Raw genomic sequence first — 25501 nt, 5'->3', positions numbered from 1 at the left:
TGGTTGGGGTAGTGTATTCAATTGACGTGAGTTTGCAAGTGACTTGCCGCTGGTCAAACCACGAAATTCGCCAAACTTCGGCGTACTATCGCAAATTTGAACAGATCTCACGACAAATTGATTACACCATGTACATCCCGCCATTAACATGCAGGGTTTCGCCGGTGATATAGGCAGCGTCGTCAGACGCCAAGAATACCACAGCGGCAGCAATTTCTTTCGGATCACCCAAACGGGCGGCAGGCACCTGATTCATGATGCCGGCACGCTGTTCTTCATTGAGCGCCTTGGTCATGTCGGTTTCGATGAAACCGGGGGCCACCGCATTCACCGTGATGCCACGGGAAGCCACTTCACGGGCCAATGACTTGGTAAAGCCCACCAGGCCAGCCTTGGCGGCAGCATAGTTGACCTGACCGGCGTTGCCCATGGTACCGACCACGGAACCTATGCTGATGATGCGACCATGGCGCTTCTTCATCATGGCACGCAACACCGGCTTGCTCAGACGGTACAAGGAGGTGAGATTGGTGTCGATGATCTCGTTCCACTCGTCATCCTTCATCCGCATCAACAGATTATCGCGGGTGATACCGGCGTTGTTGATCAGGATGTCGATGTCGCCAAAACGTTCCTTGATGGCGGCAAAGACGGTTTCGATGGATTCCTGGCTGGTCACGTTCAGTGCCATCCCACAGCCCTGCTCACCCAGATAGGCGCTGATGGCCTCGGCACCGCTCTCGCTGGTCGCGGTTCCCACCACTTTCGCGCCACGGGCCGCAAAAGTCTCGGCAATCGCACGACCAATGCCACGGCTGGCGCCGGTGACCAGCACAACTTTATCGGTAAAACTCATGTCTTGCTCCTGTTTATTTGACTTGGGCCAGGGCCTGCTCGAAAGAGGCGACATCGTTGGCGTGAATGCCTTCCACGCGCGAGTCGATGCGCTTGGCCAGCCCGGTCAACACCTTGCCCGGTCCCATCTCGATCTCGAGGGTGACGCCGTCGTTTGCCATCCGCTCTACCGTCTCGGTCCAACGGACCGGACTGAACAGCTGGCGCACCAGGGCTTGCTTGATGGCGGCCGGATCCTGTTCACAGGAGACGTCGACATTATTGATGACTGCGATGGTTGGAACCTTGATCTCGATCCCATCCAGCGCGGCGGCCAGTTTTTCGGCTGCGGGTTTCATCAGGGCGCAGTGGGACGGCACCGAGACCGGCAGCGGCAGGGCACGCTTGGCGCCTGACTCTTTCATCAGCACGTTGGCACGCTCGACCGCTTCCTTGTGACCGGCGATGACCACCTGGCCCGGGGAGTTGAAGTTGACCGGAGAGACCACCTGGCCTTGCGCCGCTTTCTCGCAGTTGGCGGCGATGGAGTCGTTGTCCAGCCCTATGATGGCGGCCATGGCGCCGGTGCCTTCCGGCACGGCTTCCTGCATGGCGAGGCCACGCAGCTCGACCAGCTTGACCGCATCGGCAAAGGCCAGGGCACCGCTGCACACCAGGGCGGAATACTCGCCCAGGCTGTGACCGGCCATGACGGCGGGGGTTGCCCCACCCTGCTGTTGCCACAGGCGCCACAGGGCGACGGAGGCGGTCAGCAGTGCCGGCTGGGTGCGCCAGGTCTTGTTCAGATCCTCGGCGGGACCGTTCAATACCAGGGCAAACAGATCATAACCCAGCACCTGGCTCGCCTCGGCGAAGGTCTCTTTAATCACGGCGTGTTGCTCGGCGAGCTCCGCCAGCATGCCGACGCTCTGGGAGCCTTGTCCCGGGAAGGCAATGGCAAATCGGGTCATCATTGATTCCTTTAAGGTAAGACGAAATCGGTAAGCGGGCACCCGAGACTCGCGGCGCCGCTTGGTATCAGAGGCGAACCAGCGCCGAACCCCAGGCAAAACCGCCGCCGAAGGCTTCCAGCAATACTAGCTGGCCCGGTTTGATACGGCCGTCACGTACCCCTTCATCGAAGGCGATGGGCACGGAGGCGGCGGAGGTGTTGCCGTGGCGATCCAGGGTCAGGATCACCTTGTCGAGCCCCATGCCGAGTTTCTTGGCGGTGGCGTTGATGATGCGGAAATTGGCTTGATGCGGGACCAGCCAGTCCAGCTCGCTCGGCGCTATGTTGGCGGCAGCCAGGGTCTCGGTCACGATCTCGCTCAGGCGCGTCACCGCGACCTTGAAGACATCGTTGCCCTTCATGTACATGTAGGCTTCGAGCTCGGCCCCCGGCATGCCACGACGAGGCTGCGGCAACTTGAGCAGTTCGCCATAACGGCCGTCGGCATGCAGATGGGTGGAGAGAATACCGGGGGTCTCGCTCGCCCCTATCACCACGGCCCCTGCCCCATCACCGAACAGTATGATGGTGCCCCTGTCTTCCGGATCGCACATGCGGGAGAGCACGTCGGCACCGACCACCAGGACGTGGCGAGCGGCGCCGGACTTGACGAACTGATCGGCAATGGAGAGCGCATAGGTGAAACCGGCGCAGGCCGCCGCCACGTCAAAGGCCGGGATCCCCGGAACCTCGAGCAGCCCCTGCAGTTCGCAGGCTGCGGCCGGGAAGGCGTTCTCGGCGCTGGTGGTCGCCAGCACTATCATGTCCAGATCGGCGGCGGTCAGACCCGCGGCATCCAGCGCCCGCAAGGCCGCCTGATGAGACAGGGTCGCGACGCTCTCGTCGCTCCCGGCGATGCGGCGTTCACGGATCCCGGTACGTTCCACGATCCACTCGTCACTGGTTTCAACCATCTGCTCAAGATCGGCGTTGGTACGAACCGAACTCGGCAGATAACTGCCAGTACCCAGAATTTTGCTATGCATAGAGTTTTATAAATCCCTGTCGGAAAAGACAGATTCAAGGCGATCTGCAATTTGCAATGGAAGTTGGTGTTTGGCTTCTTGTGCGGCCAGCAGAATCGCATGACACAGAGCGCGGCGCTCGGCCCGCCCATGGCTTTTTACCACAATGCCGCGCAATCCTAACAGACTCGCGCCATTATACTGGTCGGGGTTCAGGTAAGAAAAACGCCGTTTGAACATAAATCCGGCGAGTCGACCAAGAAAACTGCGTTTTTTGCGAGGATATCCGGCCAGTTCGCCCATCATTCGCACCACGCCCTCGGCGGTCTTGAGCGCCACGTTGCCGACGAAACCGTCACAGACGATGACGTCGCTGTCACCGCTGAAGATCCTGTCCCCCTCGATGAAACCGACAAAATTGAGCGCGGCGCACTGGCGCAACAACTCGGCACTGTGGCGTACCAGGTCATTGCCCTTGATCTCCTCCTCCCCCACGTTGAGCAGCGCCACCCGGGGGGACGCTATCCCCTCGACCTGCTCGGCCACGACGGAGCCCATCACCGCAAATTGCAGCAAGGTGTCGGCATCGCAGCTCACATTCGCCCCCAGATCCAGCATCACTGTGCGCTTTCCGCTCAATGTCGGCAGCGCCTTGATGAGGGCGGGTCTGTCGACCCCGGGCAGGGATTTGAGCACGCATTTGGCCATGGCCATCAGGGCACCGGTATTGCCGGCACTGACGCAGGCATCGGCCTCACCGGCTTTCACCAGATTGAGCACAACCCGCATGGAGGAGTCTTTCAGGGTACGCAGCGCCACGATCGGCTTTTCGCCCATGCCGACGACCTGGGATGCATGTACGAGACGAACGCGGGGATGAGTCAGCAAGCCATGTTGCTGCAACAGAGGGGCGATCAGGTGTTGGTCACCGACCAGAACAAGATTTAGTTGAGGCAGAAGAGACAGTGCCTGCACGGCGGCAGGCACTGTTTCAGAGGGGCCAATATCTCCCCCCATTATGTCTAGCGCGACAGTTTGCGTAGACAAAGGCAATCCTTAAGCGATTACCTTTTTACCGCGGTAGAAACCATCGGCAGTCACGTGGTGACGACGATGAATTTCGCCACTGGTCTGATCAACAGTCAGGGCTGCAGTGGTCAGCGCATCGTGGGAACGACGCATGCCACGCTTGGCGCGGGTTTTACGGTTCTGTTGTACGGCCATGGTAGGCTAACTCCTAAAATTCACTTACGTTTGAGCTCTTCAAGAACTGCAAAGGGATTCGGCCGCTCATCAGCAGGTTCGATATCACCCCAGGTCATCTCCATGTTTCCTCTGGGGCAGACATCCATGGGATGCATGGCCACCTGAGGCAACGAGAGGATGAGTTCATCCTCCAGGATTTGATGAAGATCTATCTCGCCGTTTTCGTCCAACTCAATGGGCTCATAAGCTTCCGGCAGCTCTTCCTCGTTTGTTCTCTCGAACAGCGGAGTGTAAATAAAACTAGCTTCACAAAGGTGCTCGAAAGCCTCTCCACAACGCTGGCAAACCAGGTCAACCTTGGCATGGGCAGTGCCTTTCATAACGGTCAACTTCTGGACATCTTTGCCAAACTGCAGAGTGACGTCCACATCACTTCGCAAGCCTTCGGTTGATGCTTCCAGTCTGGGCATCTGCGACTTTTCCACTATCCCGACATAATCGAGTAGCTTCAAGGCATTACGGACTGGATCAACCTTAACGGGCAACTTCACCTTTTGCATAGGGCGCGAATATTATAGGTCCAACAAGGGATAGTCAAAGGAAAAAGTCCTTACCGCCGATGATTTTACCTGCACAAGCCCCTGCATGCAGGAACTTGTGTTCATCGGTGGCCGATTATGCCATAAACCGCGGGATCCCGCACAGGATCCTGTGCCGTCATCCCCCTTGGTCAGGAACTCGGGGTCAGTGCGCCCTTTATGCCGTTGCACGCCCCTCCCCCATCCCGTGCCCCGCTCGCCCGGCACCGGGCTTGACCTCCATGACCGGATTCAGGGCGTGGCAGGGCAGCCTCCGCCACCGAACAACTGTTGCCGAGGCGCGGCTCTGGGCTGGGCCTCCATCAGGCGGCGTATGGCCTGAAAGCTGCCCAGCGCCGCCTTGATGGCCATCGGATTGACCAGCCAGCCCGGCAAATGGCGGCCCGGGTTGGTATGGCTTTCGAGCCTGATCAGGGTGCTGCCATCGCGTTGTGGCAGCGCCTCCCAGCGACCGGCACTCTCCCGGATCCTATACAGACCCGGGCGAGGTGCCAGGGCGTCCGGCTCGGCCCACACCTCGAGCACCAGCGCGCAGCCAGCCCGCCGGCTAAGGTGGGAGCGCGTGATGAGCTCCCTGTCCTGCACCGGCCAAGGGGACGCCAGGCGGGTGTAAACCAGGTCATCATCGGGGCCTGATCTTGCCAGCAGCCGCACCTCGCGACTGGACGGCAACCACTCCCGATGGCGCGCCGTGTTTCGCAGCACGGCCAGCAACGCCATGGGATCCGCCTTGACCCGCATCTCCAGGCGCAAGGCCAGAAAAGGGGACGGAGGGCGTGCCTGGGTCCAGAGCTGTACGCCGCCCTCCCCCTTCTCTGGCTGCCACTCCTGTCCCCAGCTCGCGAGGGAGAGCAGCATCAGGGCCAGCACACCGTATCTTGTCATGTCGCACTCCTGTCCCATCAACCTCTGTTACGCCGCGCTCGGGTCGCCAGCATGTCGTCGGTTTTTTCGTGGTAAACCCAGGCCGGCACACGGGCGCTCGGGGAGGTTTGCGTGGGCCTTCTGCCACAGTTAGAATCAACCAATTGATTTATAAATGGATATCATCAACACATGCAGACCACTCTGATCCTCGCCTCCACTTCCCGTTATCGCAAGGCGCTGCTGGAAAAACTCGGCCTGCCGTTCCAAAGCGCCTCCCCCGAGGTCGATGAAAGCCCGCAGCCCGGGGAGTCGGCCGACGCACTGGTCAGCCGTCTGGCCCATGCCAAGGCGAGCGCCATCGCTCGCCAACATGATCAGGGGTTGATCATAGGCTCGGATCAGGTGTGCGTCTGTGACGGCCGCATCCTCGGCAAGCCGGGCACTGTGGATAATGCAGTGGCGCAGCTGATGATGGCCCAGGGCAAGAGCATCACCTTTTATACCGGCCTATGCGTACTCGATGCCGCAAATGGCCGGGCCGAGCAGCTCGTGGAGCCCTTCACCGTGCATTTTCGCTCCCTGGACGAGGCGGCCCTGCGCCGTTATGTGGCGGCGGAAATGCCCCTCGATTGCGCCGGCAGCTTCAAGTGCGAGGGCATGGGGATCATGTTGTTCAAGGGGCTGGAAGGGCGGGATCCCAACGCCCTGATCGGCCTGCCCCTGATCGGCCTGATCGAGCTGCTGGCGCGCCACGGCCTCAATCTACCCTGAGCCTGGGCAGGAAGCAGAGACAACAATGGGAGCCAAGGCTCCCATTGTTGTCTTAGTGTTCATCAACCCGGTGCGTGCTAGCCCAGCAGTTGTTTCAGCTCGTCCATGGTATCGACCACGGCAAGAGGAGCATGCCGGAGCAAGCGTTCTCTGTCATGTACGCCCCAGGTCACGCCGATGCGGGGCATCTGCAGGGCCTCGGCCATCGCCATGTCATGGATGGAGTCCCCTATCATCACCGCCTGCGCCGGCTCACAGCCCAGTTCCGCCAGGATCTGAACCAGCATCAGGGGATCGGGTTTGGAGTTGGCTTCATCCGCACCGCGACTGGCGGCAAAGAGAGGACGCAAACCCGTTTCGTCCAGCCCCCTGTCGAGCCCCCTGCGGGACTTGCCCGTGGCGACCGCGAGGCCAATGCCCTGCGCCTGCCAGCCATGAAGCAGCTCGCGAGCGCCGGCAAACAGCGGACTGGGTGTCTTGTCATGCAGATAGTGGTGACGATACCGGGCGATCAGGGCCTGGGCCCGCTCACTCCCCTCTGCCAGATTGAACAAGCGGGGAATGCCGACCTCCAGGCTGAGCCCGATGATCTGATGGATTGACGGCGGCTCGGGCACTCCCTCGCCGCAGTCGCGGGCAGCCGCTTGCACGCAGGCGACGATCCGCCCCACCGAATCCATCAGGGTACCGTCCCAATCGAAAATGGCGAGTCGGATGTGCTGCATCAGCGTGCCAGCTTGTTCAGGAAGGCATCGAGCTCGGGGGCGAGCGGTGCTTCCACCTGCATCTCGCGATCATCCGCCGGATGGGTGAAGCTCAGCTTCCAGGCGTGCAAGAAGAGGCGCTTGAGCCCCAAGGTCCGCATCTTCTCATCGAAGGCCGCCTCACCGTATTTGTCATCACAGGCGATGGGGTGACCGGCGTGCTGGGTATGAACCCGGATCTGGTGGGTGCGACCGGTGATCGGGCTGCATTCCACTAGGGTGGCTTCGGCAAACTGACGGGCAATCCGGAAACGGGTCTCGGAAGGCTTGCCGTCACTGCTGACCCGCACCACCCGCTCGCCGGATTGCAGATCGTTCTTGCGCAGCGGCGCATTGACCACCTTGACGTGGGACTGCCACTGACCGCGCACCAGCGCCAGGTATTGCTTGCGCATTGTCTTGACCCGCAGCTGCTCGTGCAGGCTGCGCAGGGCACTGCGCTTCTTGGCGACCAGCAGCACGCCGGAGGTGTCGCGGTCGAGCCGGTGCACCAGCTCCAGGAAGCGGGCTTCCGGGCGCAGGGCACGCAGCCCCTCGATGACCCCAAAGCTCAAGCCACTGCCGCCGTGCACCGCCATGCCGGACGGCTTGTTCAGCACTATCATGGCCTCGTCTTCAAACAGGATCTGGCTCTCCAGACGCTGGATGCTGCCGAGGTTGGCAGAGGGCAATTCGTTCTTCTCGGCCACGCGCACGGGGGGAACCCGCACTTCGTCGCCGGCGCAGAGCTTGTATTCCGGTTTGATGCGTTTCTTGTTGACGCGCACCTCTCCTTTGCGAAGGATGCGATAGATCAGGCTCTTGGGGACGCCCTTTAACTGAGTCTTGAGAAAATTGTCGATGCGCTGCCCTTCATGCTCAGCTTCGATGGTGAGCAGCTGCACTTGTTGATGTATCTGTGTCATGGCGCGGATTTTAACACCGCCGGCAGCCCTTGGCTGCATGCTTTGTTAAAAAATGGCGTCTTGCTATAAAAGTGGTTTAAATGGGATAATAAACAAGGTTTTGTCATTGTGTTCAAGCCTTGTACTAAGTGGCCAAAAAGTATGCCACCCAATCCCGAAACACCGTGTATACAAGAACATGACGGTTCCCGGGTGCGAGGTACAACGCATGGAGAACGCAAACAGAACCGATTTAATTGTCTCCACACCGGTATCCTTAATTCATGCCTTCTCGAGAAGGCTGAACCAGAGTGCCCTTAGTTTGCGCCTCATGCATGTCCCAACCGGGAGGTTGCCCAAGCATGCTGAAGACCCGAGGCCGGCACCGGCAGGATCCTGTGGAGGAATCAAAATGACAAAATAATGAGAACTCAATGAAAAGAATGCTAATCAACGCGACTCAGGAAGAGGAGTTGCGCGTAGCGCTGGTTGACGGACAACAGCTCTACGATTTGGATATTGAAAGTCCGGGACACGAGCAGAAGAAAGCGAACATTTACAAGGGTAAGATCACCCGCGTAGAACCCAGTCTTGAAGCTGCTTTTGTTGACTATGGCGCCGAGCGCCACGGTTTCCTGCCGTTAAAGGAAATCGCCCGCAATTACTTCCCCTCCGGTTACTCCTATCAGGGTCGTCCCAACATCAAAGAAGTGGTCCGCGAAGGCCAGGAAGTGATTGTCCAGATCGACAAGGAAGAGCGTGGCACCAAGGGTGCAGCCCTCACCACCTTCATCAGTCTGGCCGGCAGCTACCTGGTGCTGATGCCGAACAACCCCCGTGCTGGCGGCATTTCCCGTCGTATCGAGGGTGACGAGCGGACCGAGTTGAAAGAAGCCCTGAGCGGACTGACCGTGCCGGACGGCATGGGCCTCATCGTGCGTACCGCCGGTGTCGGCAAATCCCCGGAAGAGCTGGAATGGGACTTGAACGTTCTGCTCAACCACTGGGACTCCATCCACAAGGCCTCACAGGACCGCACCGCGCCCGTGCTCATCCACCAGGAGAGCAACGTCATCGTGCGCGCCATTCGTGACTATCTGCGTCGCGATGTGGGCGAGATCCTGATCGACAATCCGGTCATCTTCGAGCGCGCCAAGTCGCACATCGAGCTGGTTCGCCCCGATTTCCTCAATCGCGTGAAGCTGTACAAGGGGGATGTCGCCCTGTTCAACCACTTCCAGATCGAGAGCCAAATCGAGTCTGCCTTCCAGCGTGAAGTGCGTCTGCCCTCCGGCGGCAGCATCGTCATCGATCCGACCGAAGCCCTGACCTCCATCGATATCAACTCCTCCCGTGCCACCAAGGGCGGCGATATCGAAGAGACGGCGCTGCAAACCAACCTGGAAGCGGCCGACGAAATTGCCCGTCAATTGCGTCTGCGCGACCTGGGAGGCCTGATTGTCATCGACTTCATCGACATGACGCCGGTTCGCCATCAGCGCGAAGTGGAAAACCGTCTGCGTGAAGCTGTCCACCAGGACAGGGCACGCATCCAGCTGGGCCGGATCTCCCGTTTCGGTCTGCTGGAGATGTCTCGCCAGCGTCTGCGCCCCTCCCTCAACGAGTCCAGCAGCCACATCTGCCCCCGTTGCCAGGGTCAAGGGGTCATCCGTGACAACGAATCCCTCGCCCTGTCCATCCTGCGTCTCATCGAAGAAGAGGCCATGAAGGACAACACAGAGCAGGTTCATGCTCAAGTGCCGGTCGATGTTGCCGCCTATCTGCTCAACGAGAAGCGTGCCTCCATCGCCAGTCTGGAACAGCGCAATGATGTCCGTGTCTACATCATTCCGAACCAGCATCTGGAAACCCCGCACTACGAAGTGACCCGCATCCGTCAGAACGAGATCCCTGAAGCGGCCAGCTACGAGCTGAAAACCGAGATTGCCAAGCCGGTCTACCAGCCCAAGCAGGCTCAGGTCATCGAGCGCGAGCAACCGCTGCTGCAAGGCTTCGTCCAGGCGCCTCAACCGGCCGCCCCTGTTGCCGCCGCGGCCCCCGTCGCAGCACCGGCACCGGTCGCCGCCGAAGCGGGTCTGTTTGGCAAGCTGTTCAAGGCCATCTCCGGTCTGTTCGGCTCAGACGCAGCCCCGGCGGAAGTGAAGGCTGCTGCCGAGAAACCGGCCGCACAACGGGAAGCGCGCAAGGATGAGGGTCACCGTCATCAACGTGACGAAACCCGCAGCCGTGGCCAGCGTGGTCGTCGCGATGACAATCGCGGCAACCGCAACCCGGCCGACGCCAGCGAGAAGCGTGAAGGCGCCGCCAACCGCGATGGTGGCGAGAGCCGCAACCGTCGTCCGCGTAAAGAGCGCGAGCCTCGTCAGGAGCGTGAAGCCCGTGGTGAAGTGCGCAGCGAACAGCGCATGGAACGTGAGCCCCGCGAAGCACGCAACGAGCCGCGTACGGATCGCGAACCCCGTGAGCCCCGTCAGGAACGTGAACCCCGCGCCCCGCGCCCGGCTCGCGAACCCCGTGCTCCGCGCGAGCCCCGTGCCGAGGTCGTTGTTGAAGCGGTAGAAGCCGTCGAGACTGCCGCCGTCAGCGCCGAGCCGCGTCAGGAAAAAGAGCAGAAAGTGGCCGAGCGCCGCGAACGTCGCCAACTGCGCAAGCAGGTTCGGGTCGATGTCGCCGACACTCCTGCCCTGCCGGTAGACGAGCAGGCTCCTGATCTGGTCGAGACTGCGGCCGTGGTCGGTGAGCAAGAGGAGCAGACCGAAGGTCAGCGCCGCTCTCGCCGCACTCCGCGCAGCCAGCGGATCGAAGGCCAGCGTCGCAAGCGCATCAACGAAGATGCCCGTGGCCAGCGTGATGATGAACCTCAGGCCGAAGTGCAACTGACGACAGCCGCCCAGGCGGATGCTGCTCAGGTGAAGGTGGAAGAGCCCGCCGTGCCTGTCATCACCATCCCGAGTGCCGAGGCCGTTGCCGCCGCGCTGCAAGCCTCTGCCGCCTTGACCGAGCACGTGGTCGCCGAAGCCGTGGCCGAAGAGGCACATGAGCAGGCTCAAGCTGCTGTGGCCGAGGTCGCCGCCCCTGTGGTTGCCGACGTGGTTGAGGCTCCCGTTGCAGTCGAAGCGGCTCCTGCCGCCATCGAGCCAGCCCCTGTTGCAATCGAAGCAGCGCCTGTCGCTGCCGAGCCGGTGGCCGAAGTGGTTGCCGTGGAGACTCCGGTTGTGGTCGAGGCCAGCGTCGCTGACCAGGCTGTGGTAGAAGCCGCCCCCGTTGTGGTGGAGCCTGCTCCTGCCCCGCAAGCCGAGGAAGCGGTTCCTGCCGCCGAGCCTGTTGCCCCTGTGGTTGCACAGCCCGAGCCTGTCGTCGCCCCGGCCACCAAACCGGTTGCCAAAGGCGCTGGCGTACTGGCTCGTGCCCGCAAGGCTTCTGCCCCCATGGCAACGCCGGCAGCCGTGCCCGCCCCGGCCCCCCGTGAGCCGGTTGAGCAGACTCCGCTGGAGCGTAGCGAAGTCGCGAGCTCAGGCCGCCACGGTGGCAGCACAGCCGCCGTCAATGTAGCAACCAGCCCGGCGGGTCGTCCCTGATCCCCTAGCCTGTCTGGTCTGATAGAAGAGCCACACCTTGTGTGGCTCTTTTTTTTTGCCACTAGGGTCGGCTCCTCAATTCTCTCCCCCTCCTATACTTCCTGCTTGCAGACACCACAAGCGGCATGCCGAGGCAGACGCGGGAGCTGGTACTCTCTGCCAGCCTCCCCCCTCGCCTCTTGGTCTTGGGGCAACCAAGCCCCCTGGGGCCACGCTCTTGCTCCCCCATGCGGACCTCTTGCTTAGTGACAAGGGTCGTCAAAGCCCAGCCTGTCACGGGACAAGCAAGGCATCCGCACCACAACCAGGAACCATGGTCGGCATGCCGACGGCGAGCGTCATGAACAGCTGGATCCAAGGAATCAAGGACGAGAGCCGAAGCCCTGATGAGAGGTGAGACGATGGCTTAGCCCCTGACAGGCGAGATGGGCTGCGGCCTACCCTCCCCGCCGACAAGAAGGGAAATGAGGAAGAGGAAAGCTGGCAGGGAACTAGCAGTAGACCAGCACTCTTGTTTGATGGCATATGAGACTTGTTTTGCCGGTTGCCGAGCATGACGGCTAGCAGCGGCCGAATCCCAGCCATGAAAAAAGGGCCCGCAGGCCCTTTGTCATTGATGCAGTGTGTTGGCTATCAGCCACCAAACAGGTTGTTGCTGATCAGGAACAGCCCGCCGGAGAGCAGCATGGTAAGCGGCAGGGTCAGCACCCAGGCCAGCAAGATGGTCTTGATGGTCTGGCTCTGCAGGCCCGACTTGTTCGCCACCATGGTCCCCGCCACCGCAGAAGAGAGGATATGGGTGGTGGATACCGGCATGCCGGTCAAGCTGGCCACCCCGATGGAGGCAGCAGCCGTGATCTGGGCGGCAATCCCCTGGCTGTAGGTCATGCCGGAAGAGCCTATCTTCTCGCCCACTGTGTAGACGATACGACGCCAGCCCACCATGGTGCCGCAACCCAGCGCCAGGGCGATGGAGACGATGACCCAGGTCGGCGCATATTCGGCCGTGGCGGTCAGGTCCTTGCGCCATTTGGCGAGATCGGTCAGCTCCTTGGCCGGCAGCGGCAGCTTGGAGACCTTGCGGGCAGTGTCGTCGATACAGAGCAGCAGACGGCGCACCTCTCGGCGATCGGTCAGACTCATCTCCTCGTAGGTCCGCACCTGGCCCAGACGGTTGTCCAGGGTGGCCATGGCCTCGAGGGCCTCACCGGCCTCGCAGTGAGTCATCAACTCTTCCTGGGCATGGGCAGGCACGCTGAAGTTCACGACAGTGGATACCTGCTCCTGGTTGCGCTGGTAGATCTCCATGATGCGCTGGTTGGCATCCTGGGTGCGGTCCAGATCGTAGGAGCGGCTGCTCATGTCCAGTGCGAAGTAGGCGGGCGCCATGCAGATCAGCACCAGCATCACCAGACCTATGCCCTTCTGGCCATCGTTGGAGCCGTGCACGAAGCTCACCCCCATGGCGGACGCCACCAGGGTCAGGCGGGCCCAGAACGGCGGATGCTTCTTGCCATCCACCAGCAGTCGCTCTTCCGGGGTTTTGTGGATCTTGCTGCCCAGCCAGACTCGCTTCATGGCGAACAGCAGCAAGGCGGCAATGATGAAGCCCACGGTGGGAGAGATGATGAGGGAGAGCATGATGTCGATCGCTTTGCCGACGTTGATGCCCTCTTTCAGAGGCTGATCACTGATCAGGGCATAGGCACCGCCTACCCCCAGAATGGAGCCGATCAGTGTGTGAGAGCTGGACGCCGGGATGCCGAAGTACCAGGTTCCCAGGTTCCAGACAATGGCCGAGAACAGCAGGGAGAACACCATGATCAGACCCTGGGTCGAATCCATCCCGAGCAGCAGATCGATGGGCAGCAGATGGACAATGGCATAGGCCACCCCCAATCCCCCCATCATGACCCCGGCAAAGTTGAACAGGCCGGAAGCCACTACCGCGGTGTGCGCGGGCATGGCCTTGGTATAGATAACCGTTGCTACCGCGTTGGCGGTATCGTGAAAGCCATTGATGAACTCATAGGCCAGCACAAAAAAAACGGCCAATACCAAACCGATTGACCACCACAAACCCAAACCACTAAACATTTCAAACATAAAAACGAACCTGTTTATGAGTTGCGGCGGATTATGCCAGAAGGCTCGGTGCGCCATACCCGTTGTTGAAATATTTCAGTAAGAAAAAAAAAGGGCATTCCGACAGAAAATGACTTAGGCCCAGCAGGGATCGGGCTTGTCGTGGATTAATTAAAGCCCGTTCAGACCTCATGGGTAGGTGTCAATCAACACCAAGCATCCCTCAGCGCACCGCCAAGCGAGCGATTTTACACGCGTTTTGCCATCAGGTTCCCAGGTCGCTGGCCGCCGTACCGCACGCCCCTCCCCTTTGCAGAAAAGGTAAAAGGGTGCCGAAGCACCCTCTATATAAGCAGCATGAAGGCGGACATCAGTCCTGGTTGATGCGGCTGGCCACCGCGCCTTGCTGGCTCTTGTACTTGGCGTTTTCCCGCTTGTTGTAGGGACGGGCCGCGGCGCCGGAGAGCATCTCGAAGTTCAGCGCCCCTATCTTCATCTTGGGGCGCAGCGCCAGCGGCAGCTTGCCGCCGTTGTAGAACTCCAGCACGATGCGACCGGACCAGCCCGGATCGATGCGGTGCGCGGTCACGTGGACCATGAGGCCGAGCCGTGCCAGAGAGGAGCGTCCGTCCAGCCAGCCGACGATGTCCGCAGGCAGGGTCACGGACTCGTAGGTCACCGCCAGCGCCAGCTGACCCGGGTGCAGATAGAAGGCTTCCCCGTCCGGAATGTGGATCTCCTCGCTCATCACCCGCTCGATGGCATCGGCCATCTCGGCACTGGTACCGCCGAGGTCGATATAAGGCGCGGTATGATCGCGAAACACCCGAAACTCGTTGCCGAGCAGCACATCGACGCTGACGCCACTGATCCGCTCAACACCGGGCCTCGGCTCAATGACGATCTTGCCTTCATCCAGATGGCGTTCGATATCGGTATCACAAAGACGCATTCGGCGACTCTCCTGACAAAAGTTTCATTTAAAAAAGCCGGGCATCACCCGGCTTGTTTCATATCAACCAATCAACATGTGGCGGATACGCGCCTTGAGCATGTCGATGGCTATGCGGTTCTTGCCGCCACGGGGCACGATCACGTCCGCATACTGCTTGGACGGGTCGATGAACTGCATGAACATGGGGCGGACCGTCTTCTGATACTGCTTGAGGACGGAGTCCATGGTACGGCCGCGCTCTTGCACATCACGCACCAGACGGCGCAGCAGGCAGATGTCGAGCGGGGTATCCATGAAGATGGAGGCATCCATCAGCTCACGCAGACGACTGTCGGTCAGCAGCAATATGCCTTCCAGGATGATGACCCGGCGCGGTGCGAAGGTGGTGACTTCGCTCATGCGCGTGTGCTCGGTATAGGAGTACTGGGGAATATTGACGGCATCCCCTTGCACCAGCTGGGTCAGATGCTGCACCAGCAGATCGTGATCCAGGGCATTGGGGTGGTCATAGTTGGTCTTGACCCGCTCTTCCATGGTCAGGTGGGTCTGATCACGGTAGTAGCAATCCTCGGTGATCACACCAATCTGACCTGCGCCCAGCTCGGCCACCAGCTCTTCGTAGATGGTTTGAGCGATAAGACTCTTGCCGGATGCGGATGCACCAGCAATACCGATGATCACACACGAATGTTGAGTATCAGACATTGAAAATACCTAAAGAGAAGAGCACTGGGGATTGTTTAAACCGATCCATTATATAAAAAAGGGTGGGCTATGCCCACCCTAAATCTGTTGCAACCGGCCGACAGCCGATTATTCGTCCAGCGCCACCGTGTAGAGCGGGGTCGCAATCGGTTTACCGCTGAAATAGAGCTCGGCCCCCACCCGACGAGCCAGTTTCAGATAGGCCTCAGCCAACCCGCCTTCCGGTGTTCCGAACACGGTGGGACAGCCATCGTCCATGTCCTGGCGGATGTCGATGTGCAGCGGCAACTGGCCAAGCAGCGCCACTTGATACTGCTCTGCCATCTTCTGGCCGCCGCCGGTACCGAACAGCGCCTCGTGATGACCGCAGGCACTGCAGACGTGATAGCTCATGTTCTCGACGATGCCGAGCACGGGCACATTGACCTTGTTGAACATGGCGATCCCCTTGCGGGCATCCGCCAGCGCCACATCCTGCGGTGTGGTGATGATCACCGCCGCCGTGGTGGGTACCTGCTGGGCCAGGGTGAGCTGGATGTCCCCCGTGCCCGGGGGCATGTCCACCACCAGGTAATCCACCTCGCCCCAGCGGGTCTCGTGGAGGATCTGCGCCAGCGCCTTGCTCGCCATGGGGCCGCGCCAGATGGTGGCATCCTGCTCCGCCACCAGGTAACCGATGCTGTTGGTCTTGAGACCGCAGGCCATGACGGGCTCCATCAACTTGCCATCCAGGCTGTGGGGGCGCTCCTTGAGGGTCCCCATCATGGTCGGGATGGAGGGGCCATAGATGTCCGCGTCCAGAATGGCGACCCGCGCCCCCTCGTTTTGCAGCGCCAGCGCCAGGTTGACGGCGGTAGTGGACTTGCCCACCCCCCCCTTGCCGGAGGCCACCACCAGGATGTTGCGAATGCCCTGTACCGCCGCCAGTTGCTGGGCGCGGGGCATGCTCGCCACTTCGATGTCGCACTGCCAGTCGACGATGGCGACGCCCGTGGCGGCCCTGATCTGCGCATCGAACGCTTCTTTCATCTGTTCAAACAGGGTCTGGCCGGCAAAGGGCAGCACCAGCTTGATGGTCAGGCTCTGCCCATGCTGCTCGACGGCACGCACAAAACCGGCCGCCACCAGATCCTGGCCCCATCCAGCCGGCTTAAATTCGGCAAGGATCTGTTTTACTGAATCAATCACCATTAACTCCCCATTATGTTGTCGTTATCCTGAGGTGAACGGTTACCGCACACAAATCAGTGGCTTGCCGACGCCTTGCTGATGCCGTCAGCCAAGGCCCCGGGGGCCACAACCCTAGGCAGGCCGCCCCCAATTCGGGTAACATGCTCGGCACTGTATCATCCCAACAGGCACATCAAGAACGTATTATGGCAACTGATCCTCGTAGAATGCTGGTAACCTGCGCCCTCCCCTATGCCAACGGCTCCATCCATCTTGGCCACATGCTGGAACACATCCAGGCCGATATCTGGGTTCGTTATCAGCGAATGCGTGGCCATCAGGTGCATTTCGTCTGTGCCGATGACGCGCACGGCACCCCCATCATGCTCAAGGCGCAGCAGATGGGGATCACTCCCGAGGAGATGATCGCCGCCGTATCCCAGGAGCATCAGGGGGATTTTGCCGGCTTCAACATCAGCTTCGACAACTATCACTCGACCCACAGCGACGAGAACCGCGAGCTGGCCGGGCTTATCTATGGCCGCCTCAAGGAGTCCGGCAAGATCAAGATCCGCACCATCTCCCAGCTGTTCGATCCGGAAAAGTCCATGTTCCTGCCGGACCGCTTCGTCAAGGGTACCTGCCCCAAGTGCAAGTCCCCGGAGCAATACGGTGACAACTGCGACGCGTGTGGCGCCACTTACAGCCCGACCGAGCTTATCGATCCGAAATCCGCCGTCTCCGGCGCGACCCCTGTGATGAAGGACTCCGAGCACTACTTCTTCGATCTGCCCCAGTTCGAAGCCTGGCTCGCCGACTGGGTGCGCGGCTCAGGCGCCATCCAGGAAGAGATGGCCAACAAGATGCAAGAGTGGTTCGAATCCGGCCTGCAGCAGTGGGACATCACCCGCGACGCCCCCTACTTCGGCTTCGAGATCCCGGGTGCCCCGGGCAAGTACTTCTACGTCTGGCTGGATGCCCCCATCGGCTATATGGCGTCGTTCAAGAACCTGTGCGACAAGCGCGGCGACATCGACTTCGACAGCTACTGGAAGGCGGACTCCGACGCCGAGCTCTATCACTTCATCGGCAAGGACATCGCCTACTTCCACTGCCTGTTCTGGCCGGCCATGCTGGAGGGGGCGGGTTTCCGCAAGCCGACCAAGGTCAACGTGCACGGCTATGTGACCGTCAACGGCGCCAAGATGTCCAAGTCCAAGGGCACCTTCATCAAGGCCTCCACCTACCTCAAGCACCTGGATCCCGAGTGTCTGCGTTACTACTACGCCGCCAAGCTCAACAGCCGCATCGACGATCTGGACTTGAACCTCGAAGACTTCGTCTCCCGGGTCAATGCCGACGTGGTCAACAAGCTGGTCAATTTGGCTTCTCGCAACGCCGGCTTCATCGCCAAGCGTTTTGACGGCAAGCTGGCCGACAGCTGCAGCGAACCCGAGCTCTATAGCGAGTTCGCCAGCGCCAGCGCCTCCATCGCCGATGCCTACGAGGCCCGCGAGTTCAGCCGCGCCATCCGCGAGATCATGGCCCTGGCCGACAAGGCCAACCGCTACGTGGACGACAAGGCCCCCTGGGTCATCGCCAAGCAGGAAGGGGCTGACGCCCAGCTGCAGGACGTCTGCTCCGTCGGCATCAACCTGTTCCGGGTGCTGATGGCCTACCTCAAACCCGTCATGCCACACCTGGCCGAGCGCGCCGAAGCCTTCCTGGGCGAGACCCTCAGCTGGGATGGCGTGGCCAAGCCGCTGACCAACCACCAACTGGCCCCGTTCAAGGCGCTGTTCTCCCGTATCGAGCCTGCCAAGGTGGAAGCCATGGTGGAAGCCTCCAAGGAAGATCTCGCCAAGGAGCAGGCGCCAAAAGCGACCGGTCCGCTGGTAGACGACCCCATCAGCGACACCATCAGCTACGAGGATTTTGCCAAGATTGACCTGCGCGTCGCGCTGATCAAGAAGGCCGAAGCGGTACCGGAAGCAGAGAAGCTGCTGAAACTTCAGCTCGACATCGGCGGTGAGACTCGTCAGGTGTTTGCCGGCATCAAGTCCGCCTACAACCCGGAAGATCTGGAAGGCAAGCTGACCGTGATGGTGGCCAACCTGGCCCCGCGCAAGATGCGTTTTGGCATGTCCGAGGGCATGGTGCTGGCCGCAGGCCCGGGCGGCAAGGATCTCTGGATCCTGGAGCCCCAGGAAGGCGCCCAGCCAGGCATGCGCGTCAAGTAAGCGCAGCCGACATCCCATTGAAAAGAGAGGCCCGGCGCCTCTCTTTTTTTATCCCCCTTTCTTCCCGCTAATCTTGGCGCAGCAACGCCATCCGCAGCCCAATCAGCTCTGCCTGTCGACAGTCCAGCTGGCGCAACTGGCAGCGTATTGCCTCCCGCAGGGCGCGTACTTGCTTGTTCCGCCCCTTCTGGCGACGCAGCCGCCTGCGCCATTGCCGGGCATCCTGCAACTGACCCAGCCTGTCCTGCCACTCGATCAGCATGGAGAGCCAGGCCGGATCGCCCTCCCCCTGTCCCACCAGCAGCTCCACCCCATAACGGGTCTGCTTCAGGACCAGCCGCAACCTGTGCCAGTGGCGCAGCCGCAGCCTGTTGCCGGCCGAGGGTATCTCCAGCCCGGGCTCGGCCAGGCAATCCGCCAGACCGAGCGCGAGATGCATCTGAAAAAGCGGCAGGGGATTGAAGTCGGCAGGGACTTGCAGCAGCCGATCCAGCCAGCGCGCCAGTCGCACCGTCAGCATGGGCACCCGGGGAATGGCCTCAGGGAGGGGCTTGCCACCAAAGTGCGCCGCATAGACCTGGGCATCCCGCAGGGCGGAGAGTCTGCCCGCCGCGCGCATCAGTCGCCGCTCCAGCCCGGGCTCATGGATCAGGGGGCGCCAGAGGGCGAGCAGGGCCAGCAGGCGACGGGTCGCAATCCGGTAGGCATGGACCTCCTCCTGTCCCGCCCGCTGGCGCAGGGCCAGAGTGGCGGCCCAGTATTGATCCATGAGACGGCGTGCCTGCTCTAGCCCCTTGCCCTGATCCATCATCTGCCGGCCTCCTGCCTGCTCAGTTGGTATGAAAACCGGAGCCCGTGGGGGGCAATGCCCGGGTGCACTCCATCTTGGTCACTGTGGCCGTTCGGGGCCCGTGCTCCAGCCAGCCCAGCATCATCTGCACCTTCTGCTCAGGGCCGGCGATGAGGATCTCCACAGAGCCATCCTCCAGGTTGTAGGCATGCCCCCTGAGCCCCAGCTGCAGTGCCCGCTCCCGGGTGAAGTAACGAAACCCCACCCCCTGTACCTGGCCCCACACTCGCACGACAAACGATTGCTCTCCCATTTATCACACCTTCCCCTTAAGAAATTTTCCTCCAAGGCGATAATGAGCACGACACTCTCTCCCTTGCAGGACGCAATACCATTATGAAAGAAGTTAAATTCCGGTGGGTTGACCGTTATCTCATTCACCTCACGATCAGCGAAAAATTTCTCATCACCTTCTGGTGCCCCTTGTTGTTCATCGCCTTTCTCACCTGGTACCTGCTGGCCGACGGCCATGATCAGCAGATGCAGATCCGGCTGGATCAACTCAAGCAACGGGTAGAGACCACGGCCCAGCTGATCACCCAGCAGCCCACCCTCACCCTGCCGGCCGAGCTCACCCTGGCGCCCTCCGGCAGTGCCGGTCTGACCCAGCAGGGCGATCGCTTTCAATATAGTTCCCAGGCCGGTCAGGCCGGTTTTGTCAGTGGCACTCTGGATGCCGGCAACTTTTCCATGTGGGATGGACAGGGGACGACCCTCACCATCATAGCCGTGCTGGCCGCCCTGCTCGCCCTCATCACCCACTATCTGATGACCTTCGTCTCCGGGGCCCTCTACTCCACCAACAAGGCGCTGCAGACGGTGGCGAACGGGGATCTCACCTTCCGCCTCAACTTCTTCCCGGTGCGGGACGAGTTCTCCATCCTGGCGGGCAGCATAGACCGCTTCACCGATCGCCAGCACAAGATAGTGCAACTGGTGGAGGAGTCTGCCGAGGCGCTCACCCTGGCCGCCGACGAGTTCCGCGAGCACGCCAGCGACGGAGAGACCCTGGCCCGCGCCCAGCGCCAGCACATGGACTCCCTGGCCGCCGCCATGGAGCAGATGTCGGCGGCAATTCGCGAAGTGGCCCGCAATGCCAACGACACCCTGCTACAAACTCGTCAGTCGAGCGAAGAGGCGGCCAATGGCGCCCAGCGGGTGGCTCGCACCATAGCCGCCATCCGTACCCTGGCTGACGAGATAGGCAACGCCTCAGGCGCCGTCGAGCGGCTGACCCACAATGCCAACCGCATCAACGAGGTGGTCAACGTCATCAACGCCATCTCCCAGCAGACCAACCTGCTGGCGCTCAACGCCGCCATCGAGGCCGCCCGGGCCGGCGAGCAGGGCCGCGGCTTTGCCGTGGTGGCAGACGAGGTACGCACCCTCGCCAGCCGTACCCAGCAGGCCACGGTGGAGATCCAGCAGATGATTGAAGAGCTGCAGGCCGGCACAGGGGCGCTCAACGACATCATGGAGAAGACGGTCGGACGCGCCGCCAGCAGCCAGCAGCTCATCACAGAAGTGGGGCAGGACATCGACAAGCTGAGCAGCCACAGCGACGCCGTGCTGGAGATGAGCACCCAGATCGCCACCTCCAGCGAAGAGCAGAGCTCGGTAGCAGAAGAGATCACCCGCAACCTGGATCAGGTGCGCCACGAGGCCAGCCGGGTGGAAGAGTCCGCCAGCGCCTCGGTCGCCGGCACCACTGGCCTCAAGGCCACCGCCACCGAGCTCGGCCAGGCCATGACGGGGCTGCGGATCTGACGCCAGCCCAGTGTCACAGAAAGGCCATCTCGCGGATGGCCTTTTTTTCATCCCCTTTCCTGGCCCCCTCGGGCAATACAAGGTGCTTCGGTAAATGGTGCCCGGCGCCACAGCAGCTGCGCCTATGCATTTATCGCTGCGACGCGGCTTGCGCACCAACCGCAACAGCCCCTACTATATGCCCCCTTCTCTTTTTAGCATCGGCAACTACCCATGAGCGCTTCCATCTATCTCGTCAAAGGCCGCGAAAAATCCCTGCTGCGCCGTCACCCCTGGATCTTCTCCAAAGGGATCGACAAGGTGCAGGGCAACCCCATCGATGGCGATACCGTCGAGATCTACTCAAACGATGGCAAGTGGCTCGCCCGGGGCGCCTGGTCAGGCAGCTCCCAGATCCGTGCCCGGGTCTGGACCTTCGACAAGGACGAAACCGTCGATCTCGACTTCTTTATCCGTCGCCTCAAATATGCGCAGGAGTCCCGGGATCCGCTGATCAAGCGTCAGGGCCTCACCGGCTATCGCCTGTGCGCCGCCGAATCCGACGGCCTGCCGGGCCTGACCATAGACCGTTACGCCGATTTCCTGGTGTGCCAGATCCTCTCTGCCGGTGCCGAGTTCCAGCGGGACCTCATCACCCAGGCCCTGCGTACCCTCTACCCTGAGTGCAGCATCTATGAGCGCTCCGACGTGGCGGTGCGCAAGAAGGAAGGGCTGAAAGAGCGCACCGGCGTCATCCATGGCGAAACCCCGACCGAGCCTGTGGTGATCGAGGAGAACGGCGGCGTCAAGATCCTGGTGGACATCCGCAACGGTCACAAGACCGGCTTCTATCTGGATCAGCGTGACAACCGCCAGGCGGCCGCCAAGTACACCGAAGGCAAGCGGGTACTCAACTGCTTCTGCTACACCGGCGGTTTTGGCGTCTATGCCCTCAAGGGCGGCGCCAGGGAAGTGGTCAACGTGGATCTCTCCCAGAACGCGCTGGACATCGCCCGCCAGAACGCCGAGCTGAACGGCCTGGATACCAGCACCACCCAGTTCGTGCGCCACGACGTGTTCAAGCTGCTGCGGGAATACCGCGAGAAGGGCGAGAAGTTCGATGTGATCGTGCTGGATCCCCCCAAGTTTGCCGAGAGCAAGGCCCAGCTGCTGGGTGCCTGCCGCGGCTACAAGGACATCAACATGCTGGCGTTCCAGCTGCTGGCGCCGGGTGGCGTACTGCTGACCTACTCCTGCTCCGGCCTGATGGAGCAGAGCCTGTTCCAGAAGATAGTGGCCGATGCGGCGCTCGATGCCGGTCGCGATGCCCAGATCCTGGAGCTCTTGTCCCAGGCTTCCGATCACCCCATAGGGACCGCCTATCCGGAAGGCTTCTACCTCAAGGGGTTGGTGGTGCGTGCCCGCTAAGCCGCGCCAACCCGCGCTGGCACAGTGCCAGACCAGGGCTTGATGGCAAGCCATACCCTAGAGAAGGCCCGCTAGCGATAGCGGGCCTTCTCTGTTTTGTGCGCCCAAGAGATAACGAGGCTCACTCCGTCTGTGCTCTCCTCAACTGGCCGCCACTCCTCCCGCCCCCTCGCCTTAGCCAAGCTTCATGCTCACCGGCAGATGGCACTCACCAGCGGTGAAGATGGCCACTGACTTTATGCAAAAATATGAAAATAAAATCACGATACTTGGAAAATCCTCGGGGAAATATCAGACAAAAACGCATAAAAACTCATTTCTATGCATAAAACACGCTTCCCCCTCCCGACCATTCCCCGTCCGGTTTCAGTGCTGGGTTCGCTGCCTTCTGCCGGGATCTCGCGCCCGGCTCAGTCACGAGCCGGCGCCCCCAGGGGGAAGTAGTGGCGGTAGGGCCTCGCCTCATCCACCACCCGGACTATGGAGGGGTGACCCAGCAGACGGGCACGGTAGGCACGCAGCCTGGTGAGTGAGTGCGGGATCTCATGGGCCCAATCGGCATAGAAGAGCGAGGGAGCCGCGGCACAATCGGCCAGGGTGAACGCCTCCCCTGCCGCCCAGGTGCGTCCGGCGAGGCGCTGGTCCAGCCAGGGATAGATCTTGTCCAGCAGCTCCCTGGCCTGGGCGACGCCGTAGCCATCGTGATCCCCCGCCGGGCGCATCCTGTCCAGCACCACCTTCTGCATCGGCGTCATCACATAGTTGTCGAACAGGCGATCGAGCATATGAACCTCGATCCCCTCCTCCCCCGCGGGCACCAGACAACCGGGGCCGGGATGCGCGCATTGGAGATATTCGATGATGGTGCTGCTTTCTATCAGGGTGCGCCCCTGATCCACCAGCACGGGAAAGCGCTTGAGGGGCCAGAGGCTGGCGAGTTCCTCCTTCACCGTCGCCGCCTCCAGGTTGAGGTAATCGAAGGGGACATCATTCTCGTAGAGGGCGATCAGCACCTTCTGGCTGTAGGACGAGAAAGGATGGGCATAGAGTTTCATCGGGCGTGCTCCTTGCATTCATGTGGACGACCTTCCTAGTCTAGATCCCCGTGTCTGCTCCTGATCTTCCCCCAGAGAGCAGGCGATTTTTGCGTGATAAACGCACATTCATGACGACAATCACACCCGTATGGCTCTCTTTTGGGTAGGGTGATCCCGCCTGCGGCAGCCAAGTCGAGGCAGCCGCCCCATCAGGGTTGAGGGGTGGCACCACAACAAAAAATCGATGTCAGGCCAAGCTGAACATCACAAGGATCCCGTCATGAATCAATCATTGCCGCTGTTGACGCCGCTGCGGGGCATAGCAGCCCTGATGGTGGTGCTGTTCCATGCCCGCCTGTTGCTCTTTCCCCAGTGGATGGAGTCCATCGCAGGCCACACCCAACTCATCGAGAACGGCTACCTCTGGGTCGATCTCTTCTTTATTTTGAGCGGACTGGTGCTCGCCCACGTCTACGGGGAGGCTTTCACACGCTCGCCCCGCACTATCGGTTATGGCCGCTTCCTCTGGCTGCGGCTGACCCGGGTCTATCCCCTCTATCTGGTGACCCTGTTGCTGCTGGTGGGCTGGGAGCTTTACAAGGCCCGGCATGGGGTGGGCTTCTATGCCGGCCCCCTGTTCAAGATGTGGGAGTGGGAGGGCATGCCTCCCTTCGGCTCCCCCTTCACCCCGGCAGAAGCGCTGCCAAGCGCCTTCCTGCTACTGCAGGTGGTGACGGATCAGGGGCTGACCTGGAACTTCGCCGCCTGGTCTCTGAGCGTGGAGTGGATAAGCTATCTGCTGTTCCCGCTGCTCATTTCCCTCGCCGTCACCCGCAGCCGCTGGAGCAACCTCGCCCCCCTGCTGGCGCTGACGGTGCTGGCCTTTATCGTGCACAACCGTGGCACCCTGGATGTCACCAGCGGCGCGTTGGCGGTGGGACGGGGAGTGAGTGAATTCGTGCTCGGGCTCTGGCTGCTGCCAAGGGTCAAGGCCGCGCAATCCTTGCCCATGATGCAACGGGATCTGCCGCTGCTGATCGCCTTCCTGCTGCCCTTCGCACTGATGCAGTTCACCATGACGCCGCTGCTGACCCTGCTGCTGATAGGCGCTTACGTGCTGCTGATCTGGATTGCCGCCGCCCAGAGGGAGCGCCAGAGCCCGTTGCTGCGCCTGCTTGATAACCGCATCACCAACTGGCTGGGGGATCTCTCCTACTCCATCTACCTGCTCCATGCGCTGGTGCTGCTCACCGGCTGCGAGCTCATCCACTATCTGGCGCCGGAGCTCACCGAGTGGTGGTATGCCCAGACCAACCCGCTGCTGGGGGTGCTGGCCACCCTGCAGATGCTCGCCGTGCTGATCGGTCTCTCGGCCTTGAGCTACACCCTGCTGGAGCGGCCGCTGCAACGGCGTCTGCGCCGGCTCGGCAAGGCTCGCCAGCCGGCGATGGAGCACGCCGGGTAAGATCCCGGTATAAAGATGGCCCCGACCTGAGCATGGCTCGCCCTCGGGGCAACACAGGGGGAGATGCCTTGCCGCCAGCTCGTGGCATAAGGCCGCTCCCTCTCTTTTTTGCTCGCCAATCCCCTGCGTTTTGTGTGAATTCCAGTTCGAACCAGAGAGGGCATTTGTGGCATAATGCCCGTCCTGTGGCCCTTGGCGGGGCTGCGCTGGCGCACCATGTCGCCCCTCCTTCCCCGTCCTGTCCGGCAGCCTTGCGTGACATCGCAGCCTCCCAAGGCAACCAGGGCCACCCGAATTTCACGCGCTTGAGCGCGCATTT

22 protein-coding genes are annotated in these 25501 nt (G+C 61.2%); 6 read left to right on the top strand and 16 right to left on the bottom strand.

What is annotated here, in order from left to right; all coding sequences use genetic code 11:
• Window positions 1–121: 121 nt before the first annotated feature.
• From fabG to AC3WR3_RS12870, 7 genes are all read right to left on the bottom strand, one after another.
• The gene (gene fabG, locus AC3WR3_RS12900) at window positions 122–856 is read right to left on the bottom strand and encodes a 3-oxoacyl-ACP reductase FabG (RefSeq protein ID WP_025326981.1); all 735 of its coding nucleotides are present in this window, start codon (window positions 854–856) and stop codon (window positions 122–124) included.
• A 13-nt stretch (window positions 857–869) separates the two neighbouring features.
• Window positions 870–1805 (bottom strand): ACP S-malonyltransferase, encoded by a 936-nt coding sequence (gene fabD, locus AC3WR3_RS12895; protein ID WP_404838476.1) that lies wholly within the window; start codon window positions 1803–1805, stop codon window positions 870–872.
• A 67-nt stretch (window positions 1806–1872) separates the two neighbouring features.
• Window positions 1873–2832 carry a beta-ketoacyl-ACP synthase III gene (locus AC3WR3_RS12890; protein WP_139434511.1) on the bottom strand — a complete coding sequence of 320 codons (960 nt, stop codon included), beginning with the start codon at window positions 2830–2832 and terminating at the stop codon, window positions 1873–1875.
• 6 nt (window positions 2833–2838) lie between these two features.
• Window positions 2839–3858 (bottom strand): phosphate acyltransferase PlsX, encoded by a 1020-nt coding sequence (plsX, locus tag AC3WR3_RS12885; RefSeq protein ID WP_265435255.1) that lies wholly within the window; start codon window positions 3856–3858, stop codon window positions 2839–2841.
• 9 nt (window positions 3859–3867) lie between these two features.
• A complete protein-coding gene (gene rpmF / locus AC3WR3_RS12880) occupies window positions 3868–4035 on the bottom strand; it encodes a 50S ribosomal protein L32 (RefSeq protein WP_005300935.1) in 168 nt (55 codons plus the stop codon).
• Window positions 4036–4055: 20 nt separating this feature from the next.
• Entirely contained in the window at window positions 4056–4577 is a 522-nt protein-coding gene (gene yceD / locus AC3WR3_RS12875) for a 23S rRNA accumulation protein YceD (RefSeq protein WP_025326977.1), read from the bottom strand.
• A 270-nt stretch (window positions 4578–4847) separates the two neighbouring features.
• Complete coding sequence (locus tag AC3WR3_RS12870; RefSeq protein ID WP_492292031.1) at window positions 4848–5501, bottom strand: START domain-containing protein; 654 nt, start codon at window positions 5499–5501, stop codon at window positions 4848–4850.
• A gap of 171 nt (window positions 5502–5672) precedes the next feature.
• On the opposite strand from AC3WR3_RS12870, the gene AC3WR3_RS12865 reads away from it, so the two are divergent.
• Window positions 5673–6254: a Maf family protein gene (locus AC3WR3_RS12865; RefSeq protein WP_429107803.1), complete on the top strand. Its 582-nt coding sequence runs from the start codon at window positions 5673–5675 to the stop codon at window positions 6252–6254.
• A 77-nt stretch (window positions 6255–6331) separates the two neighbouring features.
• Here AC3WR3_RS12865 and AC3WR3_RS12860 read toward each other — a convergent pair whose 3' ends face one another.
• A complete protein-coding gene (locus AC3WR3_RS12860; RefSeq protein ID WP_492292030.1) occupies window positions 6332–6979 on the bottom strand; it encodes an HAD-IA family hydrolase in 648 nt (215 codons plus the stop codon).
• Window positions 6979–7923, bottom strand: coding sequence for a 23S rRNA pseudouridine(955/2504/2580) synthase RluC (gene rluC, locus AC3WR3_RS12855; protein ID WP_202619452.1), 945 nt, complete (start codon window positions 7921–7923; stop codon window positions 6979–6981). Before rluC ends, AC3WR3_RS12860 begins: the two co-directional genes overlap by 1 nt.
• 413 nt (window positions 7924–8336) lie before the next feature.
• Between rluC and rne the strand changes: the two genes are divergently transcribed.
• Complete coding sequence (rne, locus tag AC3WR3_RS12850) at window positions 8337–11501, top strand: ribonuclease E (RefSeq protein WP_492292029.1); 3165 nt, start codon at window positions 8337–8339, stop codon at window positions 11499–11501.
• Window positions 11502–12134: 633 nt separating this feature from the next.
• On the opposite strand, the gene AC3WR3_RS12845 is transcribed toward rne, so the two are convergent.
• The 4 genes from AC3WR3_RS12845 to apbC form a co-directional block, all read right to left on the bottom strand.
• Window positions 12135–13607: an inorganic phosphate transporter gene (locus tag AC3WR3_RS12845; RefSeq protein WP_139434519.1), complete on the bottom strand. Its 1473-nt coding sequence runs from the start codon at window positions 13605–13607 to the stop codon at window positions 12135–12137.
• 349 nt (window positions 13608–13956) lie between these two features.
• Window positions 13957–14538, bottom strand: a complete 582-nt coding sequence (gene dcd / locus AC3WR3_RS12840) for a dCTP deaminase (RefSeq protein ID WP_139434521.1) — start codon at window positions 14536–14538, stop codon at window positions 13957–13959.
• 63 nt (window positions 14539–14601) lie between these two features.
• Window positions 14602–15246 carry a uridine kinase gene (gene udk, locus AC3WR3_RS12835; protein ID WP_139434523.1) on the bottom strand — a complete coding sequence of 215 codons (645 nt, stop codon included), beginning with the start codon at window positions 15244–15246 and terminating at the stop codon, window positions 14602–14604.
• A 108-nt stretch (window positions 15247–15354) separates the two neighbouring features.
• Window positions 15355–16437, bottom strand: a complete 1083-nt coding sequence (apbC, locus tag AC3WR3_RS12830; protein WP_492292028.1) for an iron-sulfur cluster carrier protein ApbC — start codon at window positions 16435–16437, stop codon at window positions 15355–15357.
• 185 nt (window positions 16438–16622) lie between these two features.
• On the opposite strand from apbC, the gene metG reads away from it, so the two are divergent.
• Window positions 16623–18656 (top strand): methionine--tRNA ligase, encoded by a 2034-nt coding sequence (gene metG / locus AC3WR3_RS12825; protein ID WP_492292027.1) that lies wholly within the window; start codon window positions 16623–16625, stop codon window positions 18654–18656.
• 67 nt (window positions 18657–18723) lie between these two features.
• Here metG and AC3WR3_RS12820 read toward each other — a convergent pair whose 3' ends face one another.
• Window positions 18724–19467: a CHAD domain-containing protein gene (locus AC3WR3_RS12820; RefSeq protein WP_492292026.1), complete on the bottom strand. Its 744-nt coding sequence runs from the start codon at window positions 19465–19467 to the stop codon at window positions 18724–18726.
• Between the two features lie 19 nt (window positions 19468–19486).
• A complete protein-coding gene (locus AC3WR3_RS12815; RefSeq protein ID WP_025326966.1) occupies window positions 19487–19759 on the bottom strand; it encodes an acylphosphatase in 273 nt (90 codons plus the stop codon).
• Window positions 19760–19842: 83 nt separating this feature from the next.
• Between AC3WR3_RS12815 and AC3WR3_RS12810 the strand changes: the two genes are divergently transcribed.
• Both AC3WR3_RS12810 and AC3WR3_RS12805 read left to right on the top strand, forming a co-directional pair.
• Complete coding sequence (locus AC3WR3_RS12810; protein ID WP_492292025.1) at window positions 19843–21273, top strand: methyl-accepting chemotaxis protein; 1431 nt, start codon at window positions 19843–19845, stop codon at window positions 21271–21273.
• Between the two features lie 213 nt (window positions 21274–21486).
• Complete coding sequence (locus AC3WR3_RS12805) at window positions 21487–22680, top strand: class I SAM-dependent methyltransferase (protein WP_492292024.1); 1194 nt, start codon at window positions 21487–21489, stop codon at window positions 22678–22680.
• Window positions 22681–23090: 410 nt separating this feature from the next.
• Here AC3WR3_RS12805 and AC3WR3_RS12800 read toward each other — a convergent pair whose 3' ends face one another.
• Entirely contained in the window at window positions 23091–23735 is a 645-nt protein-coding gene (locus tag AC3WR3_RS12800) for a glutathione S-transferase family protein (protein WP_492292023.1), read from the bottom strand.
• A 262-nt stretch (window positions 23736–23997) separates the two neighbouring features.
• Here AC3WR3_RS12800 and AC3WR3_RS12795 point away from each other — a divergent pair, with 262 nt between their 5' ends.
• Window positions 23998–25182, top strand: a complete 1185-nt coding sequence (locus AC3WR3_RS12795; RefSeq protein WP_492292022.1) for an acyltransferase family protein — start codon at window positions 23998–24000, stop codon at window positions 25180–25182.
• The last annotated feature ends 319 nt before the right edge of the window (window positions 25183–25501 follow it).

Source organism: Aeromonas sp. EU05-FHT14A05 (assembly GCF_058791175.1).
Note: the sequence above shows the minus strand (reverse complement) of the source record. Positions and strands in the feature narration are given on the sequence as shown.

Excerpts from the sequence above, each read along its gene's own strand:
- AC3WR3_RS12890 (WP_139434511.1), bottom strand. The coding sequence starts at position 2,832 with ATGCATAGCAAAATTCTGGGTACTGGCAGTTATCTGCCGAGTTCGGTT.
- rpmF (WP_005300935.1), bottom strand. The coding sequence starts at position 4,035 with ATGGCCGTACAACAGAACCGTAAAACCCGCGCCAAGCGTGGCATGCGT.
- AC3WR3_RS12810 (WP_492292025.1), top strand. The coding sequence starts at position 19,843 with ATGAAAGAAGTTAAATTCCGGTGGGTTGACCGTTATCTCATTCACCTC.
- AC3WR3_RS12820 (WP_492292026.1), bottom strand. The coding sequence starts at position 19,467 with ATGATGGATCAGGGCAAGGGGCTAGAGCAGGCACGCCGTCTCATGGAT.
- AC3WR3_RS12800 (WP_492292023.1), bottom strand. The coding sequence starts at position 23,735 with ATGAAACTCTATGCCCATCCTTTCTCGTCCTACAGCCAGAAGGTGCTG.
- AC3WR3_RS12860 (WP_492292030.1), bottom strand. The coding sequence starts at position 6,979 with ATGCAGCACATCCGACTCGCCATTTTCGATTGGGACGGTACCCTGATG.
- rluC (WP_202619452.1), bottom strand. The coding sequence starts at position 7,923 with ATGACACAGATACATCAACAAGTGCAGCTGCTCACCATCGAAGCTGAG.
- AC3WR3_RS12865 (WP_429107803.1), top strand. The coding sequence starts at position 5,673 with ATGCAGACCACTCTGATCCTCGCCTCCACTTCCCGTTATCGCAAGGCG.
- metG (WP_492292027.1), top strand. The coding sequence starts at position 16,623 with ATGGCAACTGATCCTCGTAGAATGCTGGTAACCTGCGCCCTCCCCTAT.
- AC3WR3_RS12795 (WP_492292022.1), top strand. The coding sequence starts at position 23,998 with ATGAATCAATCATTGCCGCTGTTGACGCCGCTGCGGGGCATAGCAGCC.
- AC3WR3_RS12805 (WP_492292024.1), top strand. The coding sequence starts at position 21,487 with ATGAGCGCTTCCATCTATCTCGTCAAAGGCCGCGAAAAATCCCTGCTG.
- fabD (WP_404838476.1), bottom strand. The coding sequence starts at position 1,805 with ATGACCCGATTTGCCATTGCCTTCCCGGGACAAGGCTCCCAGAGCGTC.
- AC3WR3_RS12870 (WP_492292031.1), bottom strand. The coding sequence starts at position 5,501 with ATGACAAGATACGGTGTGCTGGCCCTGATGCTGCTCTCCCTCGCGAGC.
- dcd (WP_139434521.1), bottom strand. The coding sequence starts at position 14,538 with ATGCGTCTTTGTGATACCGATATCGAACGCCATCTGGATGAAGGCAAG.
- apbC (WP_492292028.1), bottom strand. The coding sequence starts at position 16,437 with ATGGTGATTGATTCAGTAAAACAGATCCTTGCCGAATTTAAGCCGGCT.
- yceD (WP_025326977.1), bottom strand. The coding sequence starts at position 4,577 with ATGCAAAAGGTGAAGTTGCCCGTTAAGGTTGATCCAGTCCGTAATGCC.
- udk (WP_139434523.1), bottom strand. The coding sequence starts at position 15,246 with ATGTCTGATACTCAACATTCGTGTGTGATCATCGGTATTGCTGGTGCA.
- rne (WP_492292029.1), top strand. The coding sequence starts at position 8,337 with ATGAAAAGAATGCTAATCAACGCGACTCAGGAAGAGGAGTTGCGCGTA.
- AC3WR3_RS12815 (WP_025326966.1), bottom strand. The coding sequence starts at position 19,759 with ATGGGAGAGCAATCGTTTGTCGTGCGAGTGTGGGGCCAGGTACAGGGG.
- AC3WR3_RS12845 (WP_139434519.1), bottom strand. The coding sequence starts at position 13,607 with ATGTTTGAAATGTTTAGTGGTTTGGGTTTGTGGTGGTCAATCGGTTTG.
- fabG (WP_025326981.1), bottom strand. The coding sequence starts at position 856 with ATGAGTTTTACCGATAAAGTTGTGCTGGTCACCGGCGCCAGCCGTGGC.